Source organism: Paraburkholderia sp., assembly GCF_050742655.1.
Taxonomy (GTDB): Bacteria; Pseudomonadota; Gammaproteobacteria; order Burkholderiales; family Burkholderiaceae; genus Paraburkholderia.
The window spans coordinates 257,430-282,161 of the sequence record NZ_JBOIGG010000001.1 but is presented as its reverse complement, the minus strand read 5'-3'; the positions used below and the strand labels follow the sequence as shown (position 1 = coordinate 282,161).

The following is a 24,732-nucleotide window of genomic DNA, read 5'->3' as shown; positions in this document are numbered from 1 at the left end:
GCACGTATAATCGGCGCGTTCGCGCTGTTCGTATCAACCTAAACTCAGAAAGGAACCTTAATGAACAAACAGGAACTGATCGACGCCGTCGCAGGACAGACGGGCGCCAGCAAGGCTCAAACCGGTGAAACGCTGGACACGTTGCTTGAAGTGATCAAGAAGGCTGTGTCGAAGGGTGACTCGGTCCAGTTGATCGGCTTCGGCAGCTTCGGTTCGGGTAAGCGCGCAGCACGTACGGGCCGCAACCCGAAGACCGGCGAAACCATCAAGATTCCGGCCGCCAAGACCGTCAAGTTCACGGCTGGGAAGGCGTTCAAGGACGCAGTCAACAAGCGCTAAGCATCGGTTGCTTTTTTGTTGACGCCCGCCTCAGGCGGGTTTTTTTTCGTCTGCGATTTGTCGCTCAGTCGTGGCGATGCACGATCTCGCCGTGACCATCATCGTGATCATGCCCATGATCGTGATCTTCTTCTGCATCGATATTCCACGCGGGAAACGGATCGGCCAGGCGTGCCCACGCATCGACACCCTGTGCGTATTCCGCGTCGTTCAGCAGGCACGCGTCGAGCTTCGCATTCCACACAGTCGGGTCGATGCCGACACCGATCATCACGAGTTCCTGACGACGATCGCCAATACGCGTGTCGTGCAAATCGCCGTCCCAGTCTGCAGCGATTTCGGCAAGCAGCTCGTCGTCGCCTTCTGGCCACTCGCTGCGATCCTGCGCGGCCCACCACATACCCGCTGGCCCATGCCGGCATGCACCGCCCGCCTGCGACAGCGAACCCGCGATGTCGTTGCGCGTCGCGAGCCAGAAAAAGCCTTTGCTGCGCAGCACGCCTTGCCATTCTTCATGCAGCAGCGCCCACAGTCGCTCGGGATGAAACGGTCGCCGTGCGCGATAGACGAAATTGAGGATGCCGAATTCGTCGGCTTCGCTGTGATGATCGTGATCGTGATGCAGCGACGCGAGCCAGCCGGGTGCGTTCGCCGCTTCGTCGAAATCGAAGCGCTTCGTGTCGAGTACCTCGTTGAGCGGCACGTTGCCGAATTGGCTCACGACCTGCACTGCGCGCGGATTGATGTGCGCGAGGATGTGCTGCAGCTTCGTGAGATCGTCGGCGCTAACGAGGTCGGCCTTGTTCACGACGAGCACGTCGCAGAACTCGATCTGTTCGATCAGCAGTTCGACGAGCGTGCGATCGTCTTCGTCGGTGGCCCCGATGCCGCGCTCGACGAGCGCATCGGTGCACGCATAGTCACGCAGGAAATTGAACGCGTCGACGACGGTGACGAGCGTATCGAGCCGCGCGACATTCGACAGCGATACGCCGTCATCATCGACGAACGTGAAGGTCTCGGCGATCGGCATCGGCTCGGCGATGCCGGTCGATTCGATCAGGATTGCGTCGAAGCGCTGCTCGGCTGCGAGGCGCCGGATCTCGATCAGCAGATCGTCGCGCAGCGTGCAGCAGATGCAACCGTTCGACATCTCGACCAGTTGCTCCTCGACATGCGACAGCGCCGCGGCGTCGCGCACGAGCGCGGCATCGATGTTGACCGCGGCGAGGTCGTTGACGATCACCGCCACGCGCAAGCCCGCTCGATTTGCGAGGATGTGATTGAGGAGCGTGGTCTTGCCCGCGCCGAGAAAACCCGAGAGCACGGTGACAGGAATGGGCGGCTGATTCATCGCGGTACGGAGAAGCTTGAAGGGGGGAGCGGCCGGCTGCGTCTGGCAGCATATATCGGCCGTATGAAGCCGCATTGTGCATCAAACGGGCAGCGGTCGTGCGGGCGCGACCGCGTGGTCAGCGCGACCGGTCGGGATGATCAATATGTGGAAACTGCTTGCGCTTACATGCGCGGGTTCAGCGCGAGACGGTCAGCAGATTCCATTTCTGCAGGATGCCCGCAATCTGTTTCGCGTACTGATCGCGCAGCGTCGGCGTTTCCGAATGGTATGACCCGATGGCCTGCCAGGTGTTGCCGTACTTGTTCATCTTCTGGCGCAGATGCCATGCGGCGATGAACACGTTCTTGCACGGCTGCATCAACGTGCCGGTCGATATGCCGTAGTGAGCGAGCGTGGAAAGATGGATCGAGTTGATCTGCATCACGCCGTAGTCGGTCGAACCGTTCGCGTTCCTGTGCATCGCGTCCGGCCGGTTGTGCGACTCCTGCCACGCGATCGCGCGCAGGATCAGCGGATTCACCTTCTGGTAGTTGGCGGCCTCATCGAAACAGTCCGCGTGCGCGGACCCGGCTGCGCACAGCGCACCCAGGGCGACGGCAACGGTAAGCACGGTCTGTTTCATCGGCGTGAAAGATAAACGGAAGGCCACATCGAACCACCATCGGACAGCGATTCCAGACCTCGAGGCAGGCTTCGAGGACTCGGGGAAAACCCCTGTTCACACGACGGCTTTCGATACCGAACCGACCGTATCATACCGGCAGGCCGCAACGCGTCAAGTTGGCCAGCAGACAGAATTGTTGAAAATCCAAAACCGTTCAATGCAGTTACTACTGTTATAACGGCATGTCGAAGCGATGGCCTGAGCGAATCGAAAACTTTCCGAATCTTACTTATGTGGAAGGGGGTTTAGAGGAAAAGCACAGCGCAGATTTTTTTGTGACAAATTCGACATGAAAAGCTGATACTGTTCAGGTTTTTCGGGTATCGGGCAGCGTAGGTGCGAATCGCTTCGGGTTCCGCATCGATTGCAGCGAGGAGATTGCAAGCTGCCAGGGTACCCGCGGCGCATGACCGTCGGCGACGACGTTGCCGGCATCGACATCACACCCCATGAGAAGAAATCGTATGGCATTGCGGCGTGTATCAACGGCGCTGCTGGTGGCTGGCCTGATTACCGCGCAATATGCGCACGCCCAGGTAACGCTCAACTTCGTCAACGCCGATATCGATCAGGTGGCGAAGGCGATTGGCGCAGCAACCGGCAAAACGATCATCGTCGACCCGCGCGTGAAGGGTCAGCTCAATCTCGTTTCCGAAAACTCGGTGCCTGAAGACCAGGCGCTCAAGACCTTGCAGTCCGCACTGCGGATGCAGGGCTTTTCGCTCGTGCAGGACCATGGCGTACTGAAGGTCGTGCCGGAAGCCGACGCGAAGCTGCAGGGCGTGCCGACCTACGTCGGCAACACGCCGGCCGCGCGCGGTGACCAGGTGATCACCCAGGTGTTCCAGCTGAAGAACGAATCGGCGAACAACCTGCTGCCGATCCTGCGTCCGCTGATCTCGCCGAACAACACGGTCGCTGCCTACCCCGCGAACAACACGCTCGTCGTTACTGATTACGCGGACAACGTGCGACGCATCGCGCAGATCATCGCGGGCGTCGATACCGCGGCCGGTCAGCAGGTCGTCGTCGTACCGCTCAAGAATGCAAACGCGATCGACATCGCGCAGCAGCTCACGAAGATGCTCGACCCCGGCGCGATCGGTAGCACCGACGCGACGCTAAAGGTATCGGTCCAGGCAGATCCCCGTATCAACGCATTGCTGTTGCGTGCATCGAATGGCGCACGGCTCGCCGCGGCGAAATCGCTCGCCCAGCAGCTCGATGCACCGACCGCGCAACCCGGCAACATGCACGTCGTGCCGCTGCGTAATGCCGATGCGGTAAAGCTCGCGAAGACCTTGCGCGGGATGCTCGGCAAGGGTGGCGACACGGGTTCGGCCAGTTCGAATGATGCGAGTTCGTTCAACCAGAACGGTGGCAGCGGCGGTTCGGGAGGCAACTTTTCGACGGGTTCGTCGGGTACGCCGCCCCTGCCTTCGGGCGGGCTCGGCGGCAGCAGTGGGATATCGTCGCTCGGCGGCGGAAGCAGCAGCGGTGGAGGCCTCGGTAGCGGCGGCGGTAATGGCAACAACAGCACCGGTCTGCTCGGCGGCGACAAGGACAAAGGTGATGACAACCAGCCGGGCGGGATGATCCAGGCGGACGCCGCGTCCAACTCGCTGATCATCACTGCATCCGATCCGGTGTATCGCAACTTGCGGTCCGTGATCGACCAGCTCGACGCGCGCCGTGCGCAGGTCTACATTGAGGCGCTGATCGTCGAGTTGAACTCGAACACGAACGCGAACCTTGGCATTCAATGGCAGATCGGGAACAACTCGCTGGTGGCCGGTACCAATCTCGCGACCGGCACTGGCAACAGCATCATCAATCTGACAGCGCAAGCCGCGGCGGCGAGCACCACCGGCGGTCTGGCGACAGCGCTGTCCACCCTTCAGGGGGGGCTCAACGTCGGCTGGGTACACAATTTTCTCGGCGTGAAAGGACTCGGTGCGCTGCTGCAGGCGTTTGCAGGCTCCTCCGATGCGAACGTGCTGTCGACACCTAACATCATCACGCTCGACAACGAAGAAGCCAAGATTGTGGTGGGCACAAACGTGCCGGTCACAACCGGGTCGTATGCAAACCTCAACAGTGGTAGCGCTTCGCCCACGGCGTTCAACACTGTCGATCGGGTGGACGTCGGCTTGACGCTGGACATCAAGCCGCAGATCACCGAAGGCGGGCTTCTCAAGCTGCAGCTCGCGACCGAGGATTCGTCGATTGTGGGCGGCACAACCGACATCAACACCAACCCGAATGGCCCGGAGTTCAGCAAGCGTTCGATCCAGTCGACGGTACTCGCCAACGATGGCGAGATCATCGTGCTGGGTGGCTTGATGCAGGACAATTACGTGGTTAGCAACAGCAAGGTTCCGCTGCTGGGCGACATTCCGTGGCTCGGCCAGCTGTTTCGCTCGGAAAACAAAACCCGTTCGAAGACCAATCTACTGGTGTTCCTGCGTCCTGTGATCATCAGAGACAACGCGACTGCGCAGGCGGTGACGCAGAACCGTTACGACTACATCCAGGGCGTGCAGGGCGCGTACAAGTCGGACAACAACCTGATCAAGGACAAGGACGATCCGGTGGTCCCGCCGATGCCGGTCGGTCCGGCCGAAGGGGGATCGACGCTGAACCTGTTCGATCTCGACAAGATGCGGCGTCAGCAGGCAATGGGAGTTCCAGCGGCCCCCGCCGCCGCGAGCGGCACAAGCGGCACCGCTCCGAGCCTCGAATCGCCAGGGGCACATCCGTGAACACGCTGGCACGCGCACCGGCCGACGCGGGTTCCGGCGAGCGCGAGCCGCCGTCGCCGCTGGCAGCGCGTCTCGTACCGTACGGCTTCGCGAAGAGCGGGCAGATTCTCGTCGCGCATCAGCACGCGGACAGTCTCGAGGTATGGATCGGCGAGCGCACGAGCGACGCCGCACTCGCCGAGGTCGCGCGCAATTTCGGCGCGCTGTCGGTCGTGCGGATGCCGGCCGACGAACTCGCGCAGGCGATCAACCAGGCCTATGCGCGCCAGGACGGCAGCGCCGCGCAGGTGGTCGGCGAAGTGGAAGGCGAAGTCGATCTGTCGCGGCTGATGCAGGACATTCCGGAGGTCGAAGACCTGCTGGAATCGGAAGACGACGCGCCGATCATCCGCATGATCAACGCGCTGCTCACGCAGGCCGCGCGCGAACAGGCATCGGACATTCACATCGAACCGTTCGAGACCTCATCGGTGGTGCGCTTTCGCGTGGACGGCACGCTGCGCGACGTCGTGCGGCCAAAGAAAGCGCTGCACGGCGCGCTGATCTCGCGGATCAAGATCATGGCGCAGCTCGACATCGCCGAGAAACGCTTGCCGCAGGATGGCCGTATTACGCTGCGCGTCGGCGGTCGACCTGTCGACGTACGCGTATCGACGCTGCCCACCGGTCACGGCGAACGCGCAGTGCTGCGGCTGCTGGAAAAAGACGCAGCCCGGCTGAATCTCGAAGCGCTCGGCATGGCGGCCGATACGCTCGTGAAATTCGACAAGCTGATCGGTCGTCCGCACGGCATCGTGCTCGTCACGGGGCCGACAGGGTCGGGCAAAACGACGACGCTGTATGCGTCGATGTCGCGGCTCGAGACGGCGACGACCAACATCATGACCGTCGAAGACCCGATCGAATACGACCTGTCGGGCATCGGCCAGACTCAGGTGAACGAGCGCATCGGCATGACGTTCGCACGGGCACTGCGCTCGATCCTGCGGCAGGATCCGGACGTCATCATGATCGGCGAAATCCGCGACCTCGAAACCGCGCAGATCGCGGTGCAGGCATCGCTGACGGGCCACCTCGTGCTCGCCACCCTGCACACGAACGACGCGGCGTCAGCGGTCACGCGTCTCACCGACATGGGCGTCGAGCCGTACCTGCTCGCGTCATCGCTACTCGGTGTGCTCGCGCAGCGCCTGGTGCGGCGGCTGTGTCCGGTGTGCCGCGAAGAGCGCACCGAGGTCGGCGAGGATGGACAGCGCCACACGCAGTGGCATCCGGTGGGCTGCGACAAATGCGGCCACTCGGGTTACGCGGGGCGTCGCGGTGTGTATGAACTGCTGCTCGTCGACGACAACATCCGCTCGCTGATTCACCGCAACGCGGCCGACGCCGAAATTCTCGAAACCGGGCGCGCGCAGGGTATGCGCACGTTGCGCGAGGACGGCGACCGCTGGCTGGCGTCGGGGCTGACGTCGCTCGAGGAAGTGATCCGTGTGACGGGCGGAGTGTAAGCGCATGCCGGCATTCCGTTTCGAAGCGATCGATGCGGCGGGCAAGGCGCAGAAAGGCGTGCTCGATGCCGACAGCGCGCGCGGTGCGCGTACCCAGTTGCGCACGCAGGGGCTGACGCCGCTGATCGTCGAGCCGGCCGCGACCCGCACGCGCGGCGCGCGGCAACAGCGGCTGTCGCTCGGCCGACGTCTGTCGCAACGCGAACAGGCCATTCTCACGCGACAACTGGCGAGCCTGCTGATCGCGGGCCTGCCGCTCGACGAAGCGCTGTCCGTGCTCACCGAGCAGTCGGAGCGCGACTACATCCGCGAACTGATGGCGTCGATTCGCGCCGAAGTGCTCGGCGGCCACTCGCTTGCGAACGCGCTGTCGCAGCATCCGCGCGATTTTCCCGAGATCTATCGCGCGCTGGTCGCGGCGGGCGAACATACCGGCAAGCTCGGTCTCGTGTTGTCGCGCCTCGCCGACTACATCGAGCAGCGCAACGCGCTCAAGCAGAAGATCGTTCTTGCGTTCACGTACCCGGCGATCGTCACGCTCATCGCGTTCGGCATCGTCACGTTCCTGTTGAGCTACGTGGTGCCGCAGGTCGTCAACGTGTTCGCGAGCACGAAGCAGCAGTTGCCGTTTCTCACGATCATGATGATGGCGCTGTCCGGTTTCGTGCGGCACTGGTGGTGGGCGGCACTAATCGTGATTGCGGTCGTGGCGTACCTCGTGCGCGCGACGCTCGCGCAGGCTGGCCCGCGACTCGCGTTCGATCGCTGGCTGCTCACCGCGCCGCTCGCGGGCAACCTCGTGCGCGGCTACAACACAGTGCGCTTCGCGAGCACACTCGGCATCCTGACCGCGGCTGGCGTGCCGATCCTGCGCGCGCTGCAGGCCGCGAGCGAAACGCTCAGCAACGTAGCGATGCGCAACAACATCGACGATGCGATTGTCCGCGTGCGCGAAGGCACGTCTCTGTCGCGCGCGTTGAATAATACGAAGACGTTTCCGCCGGTGCTCGTGCATTTGATCCGCTCGGGCGAAGCGACCGGCGACGTGACGACGATGCTCGACCGCGCGGCCGAAGGCGAATCGCGCGAGCTGGAACGGCGCACGATGTTTCTGACGAGTCTGCTGGAGCCGCTGCTGATTCTCGCGATGGGCGGCGTGGTGCTCGTGATCGTGCTGGCGGTGATGATGCCGATCATCGAGTTGAACAACCTGGTGCAGTGACGTCCAGGTGGCGCGGCGCGCGGTGTGTCACGCAGCGCGGCATTGAATGCGTCAGCGGACGTAGATGGTGGGGCCGGGTGCGTTAGCGGGCAGGAACACTTCGGAATGCGCACCGTTGCGGTCGATGATGATCGAGCGGGCGTGTACTTCGGCAAGTTTCGCGCCCTGCATGATCGCGCCGCCGATTGCCACCGTATGCGGCGGTTCGCCGCCGGTGCTGACGATCGCCGCGGCGCCTTCCCGCAGCGCGAGGATGCCGAACAGATGCACATCCTGGTTGACGGTGCGTGTGAGCTGGCCGCCGAACAGCGTGGCCGCCTGTTCGGTCGACACGGGCGCACGAACCGCCGCAGCCGGTACGGGCGCAGGATGCGACGTGAGCGTGACGACCCAGTAGGTAGTCGTCGCGCATAGCACGCCGAACAGTGCGAGCGAAATGAGGCGAATCTGGAGAGCGTTCATGGCGCACCATTGTACGGATTAATGTGAAATTTGCGTTGGGTTGAAACCCTGCGACAGCATGACATTAAAATGTCCGACCGGACGCGTCCAGTCGTGCTGTCACGATACTGCACCACGCCTCGTAGAGGCGAAATCGAACCCAATTTTTGAAGAGGTAGCAAGCTATGCAGATGTGGACCAATCGCCGCGCTGAAATTGCGAATGTGCGCGCTCGCCGTCAACGCGGGTTCACGTTGATCGAAATCATGGTGGTGATCGCGATTCTCGGCATTCTTGCCGCGCTGATCGTGCCGAAGATCATGAGCCGTCCAGATGAAGCGCGCCGTGTCGCCGCGAAGCAGGACATCGGTACGATCATGCAGGCGATGAAGCTGTACCGCCTCGACAACGGCCGCTATCCGACGCAGGACCAGGGGCTGCGCGCGCTGGTCGAAAAGCCGTCCACCGAACCGGTGCCGAACAACTGGAAGGACGGCGGCTATCTCGAGCGCCTGCCGAACGACCCGTGGGGCAATTCGTATCAGTATCTGAACCCGGGCGTGCACGGTGAAATCGATGTGTTCAGTTATGGCGCGGACGGCAAGGCCGGCGGCGAAGGCAACGACGCCGACATCGGTTCGTGGCAATGACGGCGACGGGCTGATCCTGATCCCCTGCTCTATCGCCGGCACCATGCATTCGTTCAGCCCGTTCCGTTCGCTCCGTCCGCTTCATGCAGTCGCGCCGCATCGTGTGTCGAGGCGCGACGCGCGCCGGCAGCGCGGTTTTACGCTGCTGGAGATGATGGTGGTGCTGGTGATCGCCGGGCTGCTCGTGTCGCTCGCCTCGCTTTCGCTGGGCCGCAATCCGCGCACCGATCTGAACGAGGAAGCGCAACGTCTCGCGCTGCTGTTCGAGACGGCCGGCGACGAGGCGCAGGTTCGCGCGCGGCCGGTCGCGTGGCAGCCGCTCGACGACGGTTTTCGCTTCGACGTGCGCACCGAAGACGGCTGGCGCCCGCTGCGCGACGATCTGCTCGGGCAGCGTCGATGGGAAGGCGGTGTAACCGGCGTGACGATCGACTATCCGGGTTCCGATACGCACCCGAGCCGCATCGTGTTCGGTACCGAAAGCATCGATACGCCGGTGCAGGTCACGCTGTTTTCAGCGGCCGGCCGCGCGACGATCATCGGTACCGGGAACGGTCGCTATGAGGTGCGCTGAGATGGGGGCGCAAAGTTCGGCACGAACCGGCGCACGGCGAAGCTCGCACGCGTCGCGCGGCTTCACGATGATCGAGGTGCTGGTGGCGCTGACGATCATCGCGGTCGCGCTGTCGGCGTCGCTGCGTGCGGTGGGCAGTCTTGCCACCGGCGAGTCGGACCTGCACCGGCGCCTGCTCGCTGGCTGGAGCGCGGACAACGCGCTGGCGCAGCTGTACCTCACGCACACATGGCCCGAGGTCGGGTCGCAAAGTTTCGACTGCTCGCAGGGTAACCTGGAGCTGCTTTGTACGGAACGCGTATCCGGTACGCCGAACCCGCTGTTCCGTCGCGTGGAAGTGCTGGTGACGATGCCTGGCCGCGAGGACAATCTCGCAGAGATGGTGACGGTGGTCGCGAATGAAACCAACCGCTCGCTGTGAGCGCCGCGCGCCGCGCGCGCGCCGCAGGCAGGTTGCCGGCTTCACGCTGATCGAGCTGCTCGTCGCGATTGCGATTCTCGCGGTGATCGCCGTACTGTCGTGGCGCGGTCTGGACCAGATCATCCGCGGCCGGCAGACGATCACGAACGCGATGGAAGACGAGCGCGTGTTCGCGCAGATGTTCGACCAGATGCGCATCGATGCGCGCGAAGCGGCTACCGACGACGAGGCGGGCCAGGCGGCCGTGTCGGTCCACGGCAGCGTGCTGCAGATCGTGCGCGAACTCAATCCGCCGGGTGTCGCGCCGCGCCTGCAGGTGGTGCGTTACCGGATCACCGAAGGACGGGTGACCCGCTACGCGTCGCCGCCGCTCGCGAATTACAGCGAGCTGAGCAGCGCGCTGCACGCGAGCGACGAAAGCGGCTGGAGCGGAGTCGCGCTGATGGGCGGCGTTGGCGCAATTACCGCGCGGCTTTTCGTGCCGAAGGTGGGCTGGACTATCCAGATGAGCGACGTGCAGGCCGCGATTACCGAGAACACGAACAACCTGAAGGTGCCGCAGCTGGGGAATGCGCCGTTGCCGCGCGCGGTGACCGGGCTCGAGGTGAGCATCGGCGCGACGTCGCTGAAGCGACCGGTGACACGCACGTTCCTCGTCGGAGAGTGAGATGGGATGCCTTGATGCGACGCGATTCCTGAAGCCGGCCGGCCCGAGCGCACGCTCCGGTCGCGGGCAGGGTCGCGGTCGCGTCGTGCCGGGTCGTCGTCGCCGTGTCGAAGCAAACCGCGCGAACCGTGGGGTGGCGATCATCAGCGCGCTGATGGTCGTCGCGCTGTCGGCGATTCTCGTGTCGGGCATGCTGTACCGGCAGGAGGTGCAGATTCGCCGGATCGAAAACCAGCGGCTGCTCGCGCAGGCGCAGTGGGTCGCGCGCGGCGCGCTCGACTGGACGCGTCTGATCCTGCGTTCGGAGGCCGACACGTCGGCGGGCATCACGTATCTGGGCGGCGTGTGGGGTGTGCCGATCGCGCGCACGCGGCTGTCCGATTTCCTCGGGCAGATCGGCGACAAGCGCGCAGGCGAAGGCTCGGCCACGTGGCTGTCGGGTTCGATCGAAGACGCGCAGGCCAAATTCAATCTGCGCAACCTCGTGTCGTCGCCAGCGCCCGGCGTGCTGCAGATGAGCGCCGAACAGATCCAGTGTTTCCAGCGGTTGCTCACGTCGCTCGGCCTCAACGGGGCGCTCGCGAAAACGGCGGCCGTGAAGGTGCGCGCGTCGCTGCTGCGCTCGGCGACCCGCTTCCAGGCGCCCAACCTGACCAGCGGCGCGACGCCGGGCCAGAATGCGCCTGTCGGGGGCGGCGAGGCCGGCGGCAACAGCTTCACCGACAATCCGGGCCTGTCCAGCAGCAACGACGACAGCGGCGTCGCGCCGCTGCAGTTCACGAGTGTCGATTCGCTGCTCGACGTGCCAGGCTTCACGCCCGAGGACGTCGCCCGGCTGCGGCCATTCGTGACCGTGCTGCCGACCGCGACGGCGGTCAACATGAATACGGCGTCCGCCGAAGTGGTCGCGGCTGTCGTGCCGGGCATGAGCCTGTCGAGCGCGCAGGCGTTCGTGTCGCGCCGCGAAACGGTGTTCTTCCGCAACGTCGGCGACGTGCAGCTCGCGCTGAGCGCCGCGGGCGTGCCGCAGGCGCTGATCGATCCGAACCAGCTCGACGTGAACACCAGCTATTTTCTGGTCCACGGCCGGGTGCAGCACGAGCGCGCGGAAGTGGACCGCACGACGCTCGTCTATCGCGACGCGCTGACTCACACCACACGTATCGTGCGGGTACGCGACCAACTATGAACCACGTCCTTTCCGAAGAGAGCGGCCTTTGAGCACACTGATCGTCCTATTGCCGCCGCGCGATCCGGCGGTGCCGTCGCAGGAATGGCAACTGCCGGATCTGCCGTTCCTGCTGCTCGACAAGTCGGGTCGCACGCAACGCGCGGGCCGTTCGACGCTGGCGCTGTTGCCGCGCGCGTCGTCGACGGTGCTGATCGTCGCCGCGCGCGACCTGCTGATGCTCGCCACCGCAGTGCCGCCGTTGAAGGGCCCGCGGCTGCGCCAGGCGTTGCCGAACGTCGTCGAGGATCAACTGATCCAGGATCCGCAGACCTGCCACATCGCGGTCGATCCGAAACCGCTCGACGGCAAGCAGCATGTGCTGGCCATTGTCGATCGCGGCTGGTTCCGCTTCCTCGTCGAAGGGTTCACGGCGGCTGGCCATCGCGCGGTGCGCGCGGTGCCGGTGACGCGCTGTCTGCCGGTTGCGCCGGTTCCGGCCGCTGCGCCTGCCGACATCGACGCTGCCGCGGCCGTGGCTGAAGCCGAGCAGGCCGTCGACCTTGCGCTCGTGCCGCCGACGGTCGTAGCCGCCGTGCTCGGCACGGTCGTATCGACCGCGCCGCTGCTGCTCGGCGAAGCGTCGACACTCGACGCCGGCGTTGCGCGCCTCGAACTGGCGGTTGCGCGCGGATCGCTCGGCGAAGGGATGGCGGTACCCGCCGGCGCGGTGGCCGGCACGCTCAAGGCGCTCGCGGGGGCTGCGCCGGTCGCATTGCACGTGCTGACCGATCTGCCGGGCAACGAACCGCGCCTCGGCGCGAACGCGCAGACGGAGCTTGCCGCACACATCGGCGGCGCGCAGCCGCTGCCGTTCGAAACGCTCGCGCGGCGCGCGCTCGAATGCCGCTTCGATCTGTGCCAGTTCGAGTTCGCGTCGCAGCCGTGGCGGCTCGACCAGGCGACGCTGCGGCGCCTGCGCATACCGCTGATGCTTGCGGCGGTGTCGCTCGTCATCGCGATCATCGGCGCGAACGTGCAGTGGGTGATGCTCGCGCGGCAACGCGACGCAGTGAATGCGCAGATGACCGAGCTGCTGCTGAACGCGTTCCCGAAAACCACCGTCGTGCTCGATGCGCCCGACCAGATGTCGCGTCAGTTGCAGCAGTTGCGCATCGCGGCGGGCGAACTGTCGCCGGACGATTTCCTCACGCTTGCCGACGGCCTCGCGCGGTCGCTTGGACCGGTGCCGGTCAACGGCATTGCCGCGCTCGACTATCACGACCGGCGCCTCGACGTGACGTTCAAGCCTGAAACCCGCGTCGATCCGGATCTCGGCAAGCGGCTCGCGAGCAACGGCCTGTCGGGCGAGATCGACAGCAACACCGGCAAGTGGACGATCAGGGGCGGACAATGAAAGAGCAGTTACTCGAGACCTGGATCGCCTTCTGGGAGGCGCGCAACACGCGCGAAAAGGCGCTGCTCACGTGGGGCGGCGCGGTACTGGCGCTGGTGATCGTCTGGTCGATGCTGTGGGCGCCGGCGCAGGAAGGCCGCACGCATCTGCGCGACGAACTGCCGGCAATGCAGCGGCGCCTCGCGCAGATGACCGCGCAGGCCAACGAGGCGCGCGCGCTGTCGGGTGCGACCCAGGGCGCCGCGCCGACCGGCGGCGCATTGAAGGATGCGCTCGCGTCGTCGCTGACCAGTCATGGTCTCGCGGCGACCCAGGTGCAGGTGATCGGCAACGTCGTTCAGGTGCAGTTGAAGAACGCGTCGTTTCCGACGTGGACCGTATGGCTCGACGATGTGCGCCGGCAACTGAAGGTGCAGGTTGCGGAGGCGCACGTCACGGCGCTGAAAGCCGACGGGCAGGTCGATCTGACGGCGTCGCTGCAGCCGTCGACGGCGAAATGACCGCCTACGTTCAAGGGTTCGCATGATTTTCTGGATGCGGCGCCTGCGCGTCGCGCTGCCGTGGGTGCTGGTCGGCGCGCTGTCGTGCGCCATCGTATTGCTCGTATTGCTGCCTGCCGCGTGGATCACCCCGCAGTTCGCGAAGTCGACGCGCGGGCACATCAATCTCGTCGATCCCGCTGGTTCGCTGTGGAACGGTTCGGCTGCGCTGGTGCTTGCCGCGGGCTCCGATACCACGGCCGCAACGCTGCTGCCTGGCCGGATCGAATGGCATACGGCGTTCTGGCCGCTGTTCACCGGCCGCGTCCGGATGCAGATGCGTCAGAGCGAAGCGATGCCGGACCCGGTGACCGTCGACGCGACGGGCCGCGGCGCGACGCTGACGGCCGGCGCGATCGCGGTACCAGCGGCGCTGCTGACCGGCCTCGGCGCGCCGTTCAATACGCTCGATCTGCAGGGCGACGTGCGGCTGTCGTGGACCGAATGGCGCACGTTTCGCAGCGATGCGTTTGGTCAGTTGACCGTCACGCTGAACGACATGAGTTCGCGCGTATCGCGCGTGAAGCCGCTGGGATCGTATCGCGTGGTGTTTCAGGCGGAAGGCGCGACGTCGACGCTCAATCTGTCGACGCTGAAGGGTCCGTTGCTGCTGAACGGCCAGGGCACGCTGGGCGGCCCGGGCGCGTCGTTTCAGGGCACCGCGAGCGCGACACCCGATGCGCGCGACAATCTTGCCGGGCTATTGAATCTGCTCGGCCGCCCGGTCTCGCCGGGTACGGTTTCGTTGACGTTCACGCGTTGATTGTGCGGGCGGTAAATCGCCGCGCCTAGTTGCTGGGGGCTTGCGCGTCGGCGACCGAAGTGGGCGGGGTCGATGCGCCCGACACAGCCGACGCCGACGATGCCGCGGCCGGCGCCGCGACGTCGCCCGTTTCGCGATTCATCTGCGCCACGTCCCAGCCGCCGCCGAGCGCCTTCACCAGACCCACCGACGACACCATCCGCTGGCCCGCGATGCTCGAGAGCTTTTGCTCCGCGAGGAAAGCGGTGGTCTGCGCGGTCAGCACGTTCAGGTAATCGACGGTGCCGGATTTGTACTGGTTCGTGACGATGTCGAGCGCCTGACGTGCCGAGTCGACCGCCTGCTGCTGGACCTCGATTTCCTGCGCGAGGATGCGCAGCGACGCAAGGTTGTCCTCGACGTCCTGGAACGCGGTGAGCACCGTTTGCCGGTAGGTGGCGACCTGCTGGTCGTAAGCGGCGCGCGCGGCGTTGGTCTGCGCGCTGCGCAGCCCTGCATCGAACAGCGTGGCCGCGAGCTGCGGGCCGACCGTCCAGAAGCGCGACGGCGCCGTGAGCAGTTTGGAAAATACCGAGTTCTCGAAGCCGCCGCTCGCGGACAGCGTCAGCGACGGGAAGAACGCCGCAATCGCGATGCCGATCTGCTCGTTGGCCGCGGCCGCCTTACGTTCCGCCGATGCGATGTCGGGCCGGCGTTCGAGCAGCGCCGACGGCATTTGCGGTGGGACATCGGGCGGCGTGGCGTCGAGCGGTGCAGGCGGCAGCGTAAACGTCGACGCCGGTTCGCCGACGAGTACGGCGATCGCGTGTTCGTCCTGTGCTCGCGCGACGCCGTTGTCGATCGCGGAGGCCTGCGCCGATTGCAGCTGGGTGCGCGCCTGGATCACGTCGGAGCGCGCGGCGACGCCCTGCGCGTAGCGGTTCTGCGTGAGCTGCAGCGAGCGTTCGTATGCGGCGACTGTGTCGTCGAGCAGCTTTTGCTGCGCGTCGAGCGAGCGAATCGAGAAATAGGTTTGCGCGAGCGTAGCCTGCGCGGACAGCCGGGCGTTTGCGAGATCGGCCGCGGCGCCCTGCTGCCCCTCCTCCTGCGCGCTCACCGAACGGCTGACCTTGCCCCACAGGTCCGGCTCCCATGTCGCGTCGAGCGACAGGTTGAAGCTGTTGCTGATCGAACTGGAATTCCCAAACGACGTACTGCCGCCACCGGACGACGTGCGCGGTGTACTCGCCCGCTGGCCCGAACCGGACAGGCTGACGACCGGGAAGTAGGCGGCCCGCGCTTCGCCGACCAGCGCGCGCGCCTGCCGGTAAGCAGCCGCGAATTGCGCGACGGTCTGGTTCGATGCGTTGAGTTTGTCTTCGAGCGCGTTCAGCTGCGGGTCGTTGTAGACGGTCCACCACGTGCCGCGGTCGTGCTGATCGGCGGGCTGCGCGGTTTTCCAGCCGTCCGCAGCTTCCTTGTACGACGCGGGAACCGACACTTCCGGCCGATGGTAGTCGGGGCCGACCGCGCAACCGGCGAGCAGACTTGCGACCGCCGCCGCTACCGTCATGGCAAGCGTCGAAATGCGTGGCACGGACGCCACCGGGGCAACCGGGCGCGAGGGTCGGTCAGACTGCATGCAATGAATTCCTGTCGATTCGGTCGGCGGCCGGTCGCGTGGCCGCGTAACCGGGCGGCGCGCCGGTACCGGAATGGTAGCTTACGCGATGCCTGAATAGAGGCCGACGCCGGAGTAGGCGCTAAAGCGCTAACTCCGACATGGGACATGGGACCAGAGTAAGCGCTAAAGCGCTAACTCTGGTCGACAGAGGAGAGTAATGCGGCGAGTGCCACGGGTGTGTTACCGAGGGTTCCGGCCGGTTACGCGGCGTTACTGGACAAGGTGAATGTAGACCGACGGCGCGGGCCGCGTGGCCCATCTACGCCGTCGTGATTGGCCTCGCGTCAGACGCGTTCGGTCGGGCCCTGCCGGGCGATCTTGCCGGCGGCCGCGCGGCAAACCGGTGCATTGCCGCGTGCCTGGCAGATCGTGGAGCCCGGTACCAGAGAACCGGTGGACGCCGCGTCCTTGCCGGCAGCCGACGCGGGCAGCAACGGGAGTTGCCGTGCGCCGGCCTGCTGCGCCGACGGCGCCTCGCGGCGGCTACGCCGATGATCGATCCACGCGAAAAACAGCACTCCCAGCGATCCCCCGGGCAGCACGAACATCACTGCGTACAGCGCAAGCTTTAACCAGCGGTGCGGACCCTGGAAGGCATGCAGCGCCGTATCGGTGAGGGAGCGGCTCCAGCCGCCAAGGGTGTTTTTCAGGTACAGCATCGCGGACATCCTCTCGTGACGCGGGGTGTGCGGCACGCGGCAAATCGGTCAGAACATGGTTTCGGGCGGCGCGGAAGCGCGTAACTCGTTGCCTGTCATAATATTGACTATGCAATGAAATCTCAAGATACTTCGCTGTACGCGGCCCTCCGTCTGTTGTTTTCCAGCAGGATGAAGGCAGCAGTGTGAATCTGCTCGACAGATGGTTGACTTCGCTGTCCAGGCAGATAAAATTCGGCTCAATCCGCTGCCCCACTCTTGCGATGACCGACGGTCCCTACCACGCCAGCGAGATCTCTCCCGAATCGAGTCTCGGCTATTACCTTTCGAAGGCGCGCAACGTGCTCGCCGAACGGATGGATCGCGCGGTGAAGCCGCTCGGACTGACGGCGCAGCAGATCGGTATCGTGTTGCTGCTGTGGCACGGGCGGGCCACGACGCCGTTCGAACTGTCGCGCGCACTGTCTTACGACAGCGGCTCGATGACACGGATGCTCGACCGGCTCGAGAAGAAAGGCTTGATCGCAAGGACCCGCAGCGAGATCGACCGGCGCATGGTCAAGCTGGAGCTAACGCCGGCTGGTCGGGACGCCGCGACGCAGTTGCCGGAACTCTGCACCGCGGTGCTCAATGAACAGCTGCACGGATTTTCGCCGGACGAACTGGGCACGCTGATGAGTTTGCTGGGCCGATTCATCGCGAATGGCAGCGCACCGGACGACGGTATCTGCGGGGTGCATGGGAAGGCGGATGGGTTGCCGGGACACGGCGACGAGTAAGTCAAGAGGCGTCTTCGGACGCCATAATTCCCGGTAATTATCTGTCTGGGCAGAGGGTGTCAGAGCATGAAATATCCGCTTAATAGTTCACGCAGATCGGTGTCGCGACAAGTGTCCATCCGATAAGGAGAAAGGATCATGGCCACTACGGCTCCCGCCGCCGCGCCCGCGGAATCCGCATCGTTCAGCGGCGGCAAGCTCGCGCTGCTGACCGTCGGTCTCGCGCTCGGCACATTCATGGAAGTGCTCGACACGTCGATTGCGAACGTCGCCGTGCCGACGATCTCCGGCAGCCTCGGTGTGTCGAACAGCGAAGGCACGTGGGTGATTTCGTCGTACTCGGTCGCGTCGGCGATCGCCGTGCCGCTGACCGGCTGGCTCGCGCGTCGGGTCGGCGAGGTGCGGCTCTTCACGCTGTCGGTCGTGTTGTTCACGATCGCGTCCGCACTTTGCGGCTTCGCGCAGAACTTCGAATCGCTGATCGCGTTCCGGCTGCTTCAGGGCCTCGTGTCCGGCCCGATGGTGCCGCTGTCGCAGACCATCCTGATGCGCTCGTATCCGCCGGAGAAGCGCGGGCTCGCGCTCGGGCTATGGGCGATGACGGTGATCGTCGCGCCGATCTTCGGCCCCGTGATGGGCGGCTGGATCACCGACAACTACACGTGGCCGTGGATCTTCTACATTAACCTGCCGATCGGACTTTTCTCCGGCGCCTGCGCGTTCTTCCTGCTGCGCGGCCGGGAAACGAAGACATCGAAGCAACGCATCGACGCGATCGGCCTTGCGCTGCTCGTGATCGGCGTGTCGTGTCTGCAGATGGTGCTCGATCTCGGCAAGGACCGCGACTGGTTCAACTCGCATTTCATCGTCGCGCTTGCGATCGTCGCGGTCGTTTCGCTCGCGTTCATGCTGGTATGGGAAGCGACGGAAAAGGAGCCGGTGGTCGACCTGACGCTGTTCAAGGACCGCAATTTCGCACTGGGCGCGCTGATCATTTCGGGCGGCTTCCTGGCGTTCTTCGGTTCGGTGGTGATCTTCCCGCTATGGCTGCAGACCGTGATGGGCTACACCGCCGGACTCGCGGGTCTTGCGACCGCGCCGGTCGGCCTGCTCGCGCTCGTGCTGTCGCCGCTGATCGGTCGCAACATGCACCGGCTCGATCTGCGGATGGTGGCGAGCTTCGGGTTCGTCGTGTTCGCGTTCGTGTCGTTCTGGAACTCGACGTTCACGCTCGACGTGCCGTTCAGCCACGTGATCGGGCCGCGACTCGTGCAGGGTATCGGCGTCGCGTGCTTCTTCGTGCCGATGACGACGATCACGCTGTCGAGCATCTCCGACGAACGCCTCGCGAGCGCCTCGGGCCTGTCGAATTTTCTGCGCACACTGTCGGGCGCGATCGGCACCGCGGTCAGCACGACGTACTGGGAAAACGACGCGATCTACCACCACGCGGTGCTGTCCGAATCGGTGAGCGTGTATTCGCAGAACACTACGGCCTATACCGATGCGTTGTCGTCGCTCGGCATCGCGGGCCAAAGCATGACTGCGCAGCTGAACGACCTCGTCACGCAGCAGGGCTTGATGATGGCGACCAACGACTTCTTCCGTATCTCGTGCGTGGGCTTCGCCTTGCTCGCGGGCCTCGTGTGGATCACGAAGCCGAAGAAAGGCGTGGGCCCTTCGATGGGACACTGACGCCGCGACGCGATGCACTTACTGCGACGGCGGCTCTCCGGTCGCCGATCGCACCGACTGTGCGGGCATCGCAGTCATTCCGGACGCATCTTGCGGCGCCGACGCGCTGTCCGACGCGTTATCCGGTGATGATGCCGTGCCGTTTCTCACGAACTGCTTGAAGTCCGCGCCCGCTCTCCACGGGTCGGGCTTGCAGCCGAGCGCGCTGTCGCAATGCGCGGCGAAGCCGATCGTCGACGTGCCGTCGTTGTTGGGCGCCTTCGTGATCTGATACGCGAGCGCGCGTTTGCCGCCATCCGGACCGGCGGTCTGGATCAGCGAATCGTTGGCCGTTTGCAGCGGATAACGCGAATGATCGGTGACCCAGGTTTTTGCGCGTTGCCACCAGAGATCGCACTGAGCGCCGCTCGTGCACGTGAGCGGCGCGGTAGCGATCTGCATGACGTCGGGTTCGACCTGGCCGCGCGTCGAACAACCGGCGGCGAGCGTCCCGAGGATGACTATCGACAGGCATTGCTTGATCACGACGGACCTCCGTTGGCGATACACGTTGGACCCCGCCAACGCAGGTGTGTTTCAACGGATTCACGGTTCCGGGAAAACTTGCCGTCGAGCATGCATACGGCGATCGATGTTGTAGCGCTTACCGGTTATCGGTGCTGGCGGTGTGTAGACAACGCTGTACAGACAAAAAAAGGCAGCCTGTTCAGGCTGCCCTCTTCTTTGGGTCTTCAGATCGCGATTGCCGCGTCGCGCTTACACGCTGAAGCGGTTCAACGTATAGGCACGATAAGCTGCAACGAACGCATCGAACGAGCCAATTTCTTCGCGCTCCAGCTGTGCCTGCTCGCCGAGCGACTGTTCGGCGAGCGCCGCGAATTCGTTTGCCTTCGTCGCGTCGAGCGGCCGGCTGCGGAACTGTGCGGCGTGCGCTTCGCTTTGTGCGAGGCCGAACGCGAGAAAGCCTTGTTGCTTGTCGCGCATCGTTTGCAGGACGCGCGCCGACGGCGTCAACGAAGGATCGGCGAGCTTCGCGCGTTGCACGGCAACCGCACGCGCGTGACTGTCGTTGCCGTGCAGCGCATCGAGTGTCGCTGCGGTGAGGTCGATCTTCGCGAGCAGCTCATTGGCCCAGTCCGCCATCGCAACGGATGCGCCGTCGCGCATGAGTTCGAGCCCGGGCTTGCGGCCTTCCATCGTCACGCTGCTGAAATTGCGGTTTGCTTCGCAATACGCGTTGGGCGGCAGCGGCGCGCTGTCGTCGAGCGCGCAGACGAGCAGATACGCATCGAGGAAACGCGACGTCTCGAGCGAAATGCCGACCGGTTCGAACGGATCGATGTCCATGCAGCGCACTTCGACGTATTGCACGCCGCGTGCCGCGAGTGCATGCAGCGGACGTTCACCGGGATACGTGACACGCTTCGGCCGGATCGTCGAGTAGAACTCGTTTTCGATCTGCAGCACGTTGGTGTTGATCTGCACCCACTCGCCGTTGCGATGCGTGCCGATCGCTTCGTATTGCGGATACGGCTGGCTCACGGCCTGCGCGAGCGCGTCGAGATAACCCGGCAGCGTGTCGTAGTCCGCATGCAGCGCCGACTGCCCGGTGGTGTTCGAATAACCGAGATCGCTCATCCGCAGACTGGTCGCGTACGGGCGATATAGCGTGTCCGCGTCGAACGTCTCGAGCGTGTTCGGACGGTCGCGCAGGAAGCGCCGGTCGAGTGCGGGCGATGCGCCGAACAGGTACATCAGCAGCCAGCTCGTGCGGCGGAAATTGCGGATCAGCGCGAGGTAGCGTTCGGACTGAAAATCGACCGGGCTCGCGGTGGATTGCTGATCGGCGTGCAGCAGTCGCCACACTTCGTCGTTCAGCGAATAGTTGTAGTGAATGCCGGCGATGCATTGCATCGTGCGCCCATAACGCAACGCGAGGCCTACGCGATACACGTACTTCAGCTTGCCGATGTTCGACGTGCCGTAATGGGCGATCGGAATCTCGTCGTCGGCCGGCAACAACGCCGGCATCGACTCGTTCCACAGGAGCTCGTCGCCGAGTGCCGTGTAGACGAAGCGATGCAACCTGTCGAGCTGCTCCAGCGTGAGCGAGACGTCGTGTTCGGCGGGCGTGATGAGTTCGATGAGCGCTTCCGAGTAGTCGGTGGTCAGCGACGGATGTGTCAGCGCCGAGCCGAGCGTACGCGAATGCGGCGTCATCGCGAGATGGCCGTCGCGGGTGACGCGCAGGCTTTCCTTTTCGATGCCGCGCAAGCCGGTGATGAGCGCATCCGGTTGCGGGCCGGCGCTCAGTAGGGACAGTCGATGAGAAAGCGCGTCGAGCGCCGGGGAAGCAGAAGTGTTTGACATCGATGCGGTTGCAGGTCGGGCGTTGTCTGCCGCCAGGAGCCGCCAAAGGGCGGCCGACAACGTTCGGCGGATTCTCGGTAGCGGGCACTTTAACATCTCGCCACGAGACACGCTTGAGGCCGCTTTGATGCTGCTTCGGCACCGCTTTGAGCCTTCTGGCAGGCTGCTCGACGTGTTTCGGCGCGCCTGCCGGTGATTTGCGGGGAGTTCGCCGGCTCGTTCGCGCGCGGCGTCCCTGTGATATCTATCGGCCCCGGTCAGCCTCCGCGCGCGGCCCCTGCCCGATCCGCGACTTCGTTCCACAGATGCATCGCCGCATAGGCGCGCCAGGGGCGCCATTCGTCGGTACGTGTGCGTTGCTGCGTCGCGCGGGTCAGCGTAGGGTCGCGCGCCGCGATCGACTGCATCAACACCAGATCCAGTGCCGGCCAGGCATCGGCGTCGCGCCACGCGCGCATCGCGACGTATTCGACCGTCCACGGTCCGATGCCCGGCAGCGCGAGCAATGCCGCACGCAACGCGGCGGCGTCTTCAACCGCGCTGTCGAGCGGTACGTCGCCGCTCGCGACGGCCCGCGCGAATCCCTGCAGTGCCGCGACGCGTTTGCCCGGCATGCCGATCTTCTCGAGATCGACGGCGGCGAGCGCGGCCGGTGTCGGAAAGCGCCATGCAGTGTTCGCGTGCGGATGATCGTCGATGCGTTCGCCCGCACGCTGTACGAGCCGACCGATGATCGTCGTTGCGGCCTTCACGCTGACCTGCTGACCGACGATCGCGCGCACGACCAGTTCGAAACCCGACCACGCGCCGGGGACGCGCAGACCAGGCGCTGCGTCGACGAGTGGCGCGAGCCACGGATCGTCGGCGAAATGCGCGGCGATCTTCTTCGGGTCCGCATGTAAGTCGAACATACGCGCGATCGGCGCGGCGAGCGCGTCGGCATGGCGGCTCGCGGCGCCGTCGATCGTCGCGACGATGCAGCGCTTGCGCGGATGCAGACGAACGGTCAGCGTGCCGGCGTCGCCAGCCCAGTCGATCGCGCGGCGATATGCACCGTCCTCGACGGCTTCCACGCCCAGCGTCGCACGTCCCGCGAAGAAGCGCAGGATGCGCGGCCAGTCGAACGGTGCCTTGAACGGCAATTCCAGCGATATGGTGTCGGCGATGTCCGTACTCAAGCGGCGTGATCCAGATCGGCGGTGACGGGCTGGGCGACCTGCGCGCCCGTGCGATGAGCTTCGGCATCGAGCAGCGCAGCCTTGCGCGGCAGCCCCCAACGATAGCCGGCCAGCGCGCCGCCCTTCTGTATCACACGATGGCACGGAATCGCGAGCGCGACCGGGTTCGATGCGCAGGCACTCGCGACCGCCCGCACTGCGCGCGGCGAGCCGACCTCGGCGGCGATCTCCGAATAGCTGCGGGTCTCGCCGTACGGGATGCGCCGCAACGCATCCCACACGCGCTGCTGGAACGCGGTCGCGGCGATGTCGAGCGGTAGATCGACACGTCGGCGTGTGCCTTCCAGATACGCACCGATCTCGTCGAAGAACGGCGCGAGTCGCGCGGTGTCTTCGATCAGTTCGGCGTTGGCGAATTCGCCGCGCAGTTCGTCGACGAGTGAGTTGGCATCGTCGCCGAATGCGATCTTGCAGATGCCCTTGTCGGTCGTCGCGACGAGCACAAGGCCGAGCGGCGTCGGCGCGCTCGCGTAGTGCACGATGAGGCCCGCGCCCTTGCGGCGATAGTCGGACGGCGCCATGCCGAGTTCGGCCGCGGCGGTGTCGTACATCCGCGACGGCGAACCGAAGCCCGCGTCGACGCTTGCACGCGTCACCGCCGTGCCGCGTGCGAGCGCGTCGCGCAGTGCCGCGCCCCGCTGCGCCGCCTGATACTGGCGCGGCGACACGCCGACGACCCGTTTGAAGAGCCGCTGCAGATGGAATGGGCTTACATGGACGAGATCACTCAGTTGCGCGAGCGTCAGGCGTTCCTGCGGATCGGCGTCGAGCGCTGCGCATGCACGATTCACTATCTCGATTTCGCGTGGTAGCCGGCCCGGCTGGCAGCGTTTGCAGTCGCGGAAGCCGGCGGTGCGCGCCGCGTCCGCGGAGGCGAAGAAATCGACGTTTTCACGACGCGGCTGGCGCGACGCGCACGACGGCCTGCAGAACACGCCGGTCGTCCTGACGCCGTAGAAAAACTCGCCGTCGGCCTCGGTATCGCGGCTCGTGACGGCGGCCCAGCGTTCGGCGGCGGTGGAATAATCCGTTTTCATGGTGGATTCCGGAGACGGTTTCGATGGTCACCAATGTAGCCCGCAGGTCGACACAGTACGCTCCGGATCTTGCTCTGTCATTGCGTCCGGTGCGGCGCAGACGGCCGCGGCTGGGGGCCCGAAGCCCCCCAGGAACGCTTGCTGCACCTGAGATTGCTAGAGAATGTCAATTCCCGGGTTTTCCCTTAAAAAGTTATTGCGTCGCACCAACCCGTTGTGTATAGTGGTTCTTGTCTCCTCCATGTCTCCTCCTGATATGGATTAAGCCCGCTCCCAGTGAGCGGGCTTTTTTTCGTCCGCGTTTTCGTTTTCCTCCCCGCGCCTTCTTCTACACTTCCGGTAACCGGACAGCCTCGGCGAGGGAGTTTCCATGCAGATTCATATTCGCGAGATCGATCACGTCGTGATCCGGGCGGCGAGCCTCGACACGATGACGCGCTTTTACTGTGACGTCCTGGGATGCAGCGTAGAGAAGGAGCAGCGTGAACTGGGTTTGATCCAGCTGCGCGCGGGCCGTTCGCTGATCGATCTGCTCGAGGTCGGCGCAAAGATCGACCGTGCGGACAACGGCACTCACGGTGCTGGGCGCAATATGGATCACCTGTGTCTGCGTGTCGAACCGTTCGACGCCGACGCGCTCCAGAAACATCTGACGGAATGCGGTGCACGGCTCGGCGAGCGCGCGATGCGCTACGGCGCAGACGGCTTCGGTATGTCGCTGTACCTGTTCGATCCCGAAGGCAATATGGTCGAACTCAAGGGGCCGCCGGAGGGTACCGCCTGAGGCGCATTCCCCTTC

24 protein-coding genes are annotated in these 24,732 nt (G+C 64.8%); 15 read left to right on the top strand and 9 right to left on the bottom strand.

What is annotated here, in order from left to right; translation table 11 throughout:
- Positions 1-60 precede the first annotated feature (60 nt).
- Positions 61-339 carry an HU family DNA-binding protein gene (locus ACREXZ_RS01205; RefSeq protein ID WP_018441348.1) on the top strand — a complete coding sequence of 93 codons (279 nt, stop codon included), beginning with the start codon at positions 61-63 and terminating at the stop codon, positions 337-339.
- 64 nt (positions 340-403) lie between these two features.
- Here ACREXZ_RS01205 and ACREXZ_RS01200 read toward each other — a convergent pair whose 3' ends face one another.
- A complete protein-coding gene (locus ACREXZ_RS01200; protein ID WP_431762187.1) occupies positions 404-1,693 on the bottom strand; it encodes a GTP-binding protein in 1,290 nt (429 codons plus the stop codon).
- A 178-nt stretch (positions 1,694-1,871) separates the two neighbouring features.
- On the bottom strand, positions 1,872-2,318 hold the full coding sequence (locus ACREXZ_RS01195; protein WP_431762186.1) for a lytic transglycosylase domain-containing protein: 447 nt from the start codon (positions 2,316-2,318) through the stop codon (positions 1,872-1,874).
- Between the two features lie 491 nt (positions 2,319-2,809).
- On the opposite strand from ACREXZ_RS01195, the gene gspD reads away from it, so the two are divergent.
- Genes gspD through gspF form a run of 3 tightly spaced genes read left to right on the top strand, consistent with a single transcriptional unit; the run spans position 2,810 to position 7,852 of the window.
- Positions 2,810-5,122 (top strand): type II secretion system secretin GspD, encoded by a 2,313-nt coding sequence (gene gspD / locus ACREXZ_RS01190; RefSeq protein ID WP_431762185.1) that lies wholly within the window; start codon positions 2,810-2,812, stop codon positions 5,120-5,122.
- Positions 5,119-6,630: a type II secretion system ATPase GspE gene (gene gspE / locus ACREXZ_RS01185; RefSeq protein WP_431762184.1), complete on the top strand. Its 1,512-nt coding sequence runs from the start codon at positions 5,119-5,121 to the stop codon at positions 6,628-6,630. The genes gspD and gspE overlap by 4 nt, the downstream gene beginning before the upstream one ends.
- A 4-nt stretch (positions 6,631-6,634) precedes the next feature.
- A complete protein-coding gene (gspF, locus tag ACREXZ_RS01180; protein WP_431762183.1) occupies positions 6,635-7,852 on the top strand; it encodes a type II secretion system inner membrane protein GspF in 1,218 nt (405 codons plus the stop codon).
- 51 nt (positions 7,853-7,903) lie between these two features.
- On the opposite strand, the gene ACREXZ_RS01175 is transcribed toward gspF, so the two are convergent.
- Positions 7,904-8,314 (bottom strand): type II secretion system protein N, encoded by a 411-nt coding sequence (locus tag ACREXZ_RS01175; protein WP_431762182.1) that lies wholly within the window; start codon positions 8,312-8,314, stop codon positions 7,904-7,906.
- Positions 8,315-8,478: 164 nt separating this feature from the next.
- Here ACREXZ_RS01175 and gspG point away from each other — a divergent pair, with 164 nt between their 5' ends.
- The 8 genes from gspG to ACREXZ_RS01135 are packed head-to-tail and all read left to right on the top strand — an operon-like array spanning position 8,479 to position 14,492.
- The gene (gspG, locus tag ACREXZ_RS01170) at positions 8,479-8,943 is read left to right on the top strand and encodes a type II secretion system major pseudopilin GspG (RefSeq protein ID WP_431762181.1); all 465 of its coding nucleotides are present in this window, start codon (positions 8,479-8,481) and stop codon (positions 8,941-8,943) included.
- A 43-nt stretch (positions 8,944-8,986) separates the two neighbouring features.
- Entirely contained in the window at positions 8,987-9,517 is a 531-nt protein-coding gene (locus ACREXZ_RS01165; RefSeq protein ID WP_431762180.1) for a GspH/FimT family pseudopilin, read from the top strand.
- A gap of 1 nt (position 9,518) precedes the next feature.
- A complete protein-coding gene (gspI, locus tag ACREXZ_RS01160) occupies positions 9,519-9,938 on the top strand; it encodes a type II secretion system minor pseudopilin GspI (RefSeq protein ID WP_431762179.1) in 420 nt (139 codons plus the stop codon).
- A complete protein-coding gene (locus ACREXZ_RS01155; RefSeq protein WP_431762178.1) occupies positions 9,916-10,605 on the top strand; it encodes a PulJ/GspJ family protein in 690 nt (229 codons plus the stop codon). The genes gspI and ACREXZ_RS01155 overlap by 23 nt, the downstream gene beginning before the upstream one ends.
- Before the next feature lies 1 nt (position 10,606).
- Positions 10,607-11,794, top strand: coding sequence for a type II secretion system minor pseudopilin GspK (gene gspK / locus ACREXZ_RS01150; RefSeq protein WP_431762177.1), 1,188 nt, complete (start codon positions 10,607-10,609; stop codon positions 11,792-11,794).
- Between the two features lie 28 nt (positions 11,795-11,822).
- Entirely contained in the window at positions 11,823-13,190 is a 1,368-nt protein-coding gene (gene gspL / locus ACREXZ_RS01145) for a type II secretion system protein GspL (protein WP_431762176.1), read from the top strand.
- Complete coding sequence (gene gspM, locus ACREXZ_RS01140) at positions 13,187-13,690, top strand: type II secretion system protein GspM (RefSeq protein WP_431762175.1); 504 nt, start codon at positions 13,187-13,189, stop codon at positions 13,688-13,690. The genes gspL and gspM overlap by 4 nt, the downstream gene beginning before the upstream one ends.
- A 22-nt stretch (positions 13,691-13,712) precedes the next feature.
- Positions 13,713-14,492: a type II secretion system protein N gene (locus ACREXZ_RS01135; protein ID WP_431762174.1), complete on the top strand. Its 780-nt coding sequence runs from the start codon at positions 13,713-13,715 to the stop codon at positions 14,490-14,492.
- Positions 14,493-14,517: 25 nt separating this feature from the next.
- Here the strand turns inward: ACREXZ_RS01135 and ACREXZ_RS01130 are convergent, their stop codons facing one another.
- A complete protein-coding gene (locus tag ACREXZ_RS01130; protein ID WP_431762173.1) occupies positions 14,518-16,113 on the bottom strand; it encodes an efflux transporter outer membrane subunit in 1,596 nt (531 codons plus the stop codon).
- A gap of 326 nt (positions 16,114-16,439) precedes the next feature.
- A complete protein-coding gene (locus tag ACREXZ_RS01125) occupies positions 16,440-16,814 on the bottom strand; it encodes a hypothetical protein (RefSeq protein WP_431762172.1) in 375 nt (124 codons plus the stop codon).
- Positions 16,815-17,077: 263 nt separating this feature from the next.
- Here ACREXZ_RS01125 and ACREXZ_RS01120 point away from each other — a divergent pair, with 263 nt between their 5' ends.
- Both ACREXZ_RS01120 and ACREXZ_RS01115 read left to right on the top strand, forming a co-directional pair.
- Positions 17,078-17,593 (top strand): MarR family winged helix-turn-helix transcriptional regulator, encoded by a 516-nt coding sequence (locus ACREXZ_RS01120; RefSeq protein ID WP_431762464.1) that lies wholly within the window; start codon positions 17,078-17,080, stop codon positions 17,591-17,593.
- Between the two features lie 135 nt (positions 17,594-17,728).
- Positions 17,729-19,288 (top strand): DHA2 family efflux MFS transporter permease subunit, encoded by a 1,560-nt coding sequence (locus tag ACREXZ_RS01115; protein ID WP_431762463.1) that lies wholly within the window; start codon positions 17,729-17,731, stop codon positions 19,286-19,288.
- 18 nt (positions 19,289-19,306) lie between these two features.
- Here the strand turns inward: ACREXZ_RS01115 and ACREXZ_RS01110 are convergent, their stop codons facing one another.
- The 4 genes from ACREXZ_RS01110 to ada form a co-directional block, all read right to left on the bottom strand.
- A complete protein-coding gene (locus ACREXZ_RS01110) occupies positions 19,307-19,813 on the bottom strand; it encodes a hypothetical protein (protein ID WP_431762171.1) in 507 nt (168 codons plus the stop codon).
- Positions 19,814-20,044: 231 nt separating this feature from the next.
- Positions 20,045-21,658 carry a glutamate--cysteine ligase gene (gene gshA / locus ACREXZ_RS01105; protein WP_431762170.1) on the bottom strand — a complete coding sequence of 538 codons (1,614 nt, stop codon included), beginning with the start codon at positions 21,656-21,658 and terminating at the stop codon, positions 20,045-20,047.
- Positions 21,659-21,915: 257 nt separating this feature from the next.
- On the bottom strand, positions 21,916-22,836 hold the full coding sequence (locus ACREXZ_RS01100; protein ID WP_431762169.1) for a DNA-3-methyladenine glycosylase family protein: 921 nt from the start codon (positions 22,834-22,836) through the stop codon (positions 21,916-21,918).
- Positions 22,833-23,933 carry a bifunctional DNA-binding transcriptional regulator/O6-methylguanine-DNA methyltransferase Ada gene (gene ada / locus ACREXZ_RS01095; protein ID WP_431762168.1) on the bottom strand — a complete coding sequence of 367 codons (1,101 nt, stop codon included), beginning with the start codon at positions 23,931-23,933 and terminating at the stop codon, positions 22,833-22,835. The genes ACREXZ_RS01100 and ada overlap by 4 nt, the downstream gene beginning before the upstream one ends.
- 370 nt (positions 23,934-24,303) lie before the next feature.
- On the opposite strand from ada, the gene ACREXZ_RS01090 reads away from it, so the two are divergent.
- Positions 24,304-24,717: a VOC family protein gene (locus ACREXZ_RS01090; RefSeq protein ID WP_431762167.1), complete on the top strand. Its 414-nt coding sequence runs from the start codon at positions 24,304-24,306 to the stop codon at positions 24,715-24,717.
- Positions 24,718-24,732: the final 15 nt, after the last annotated feature.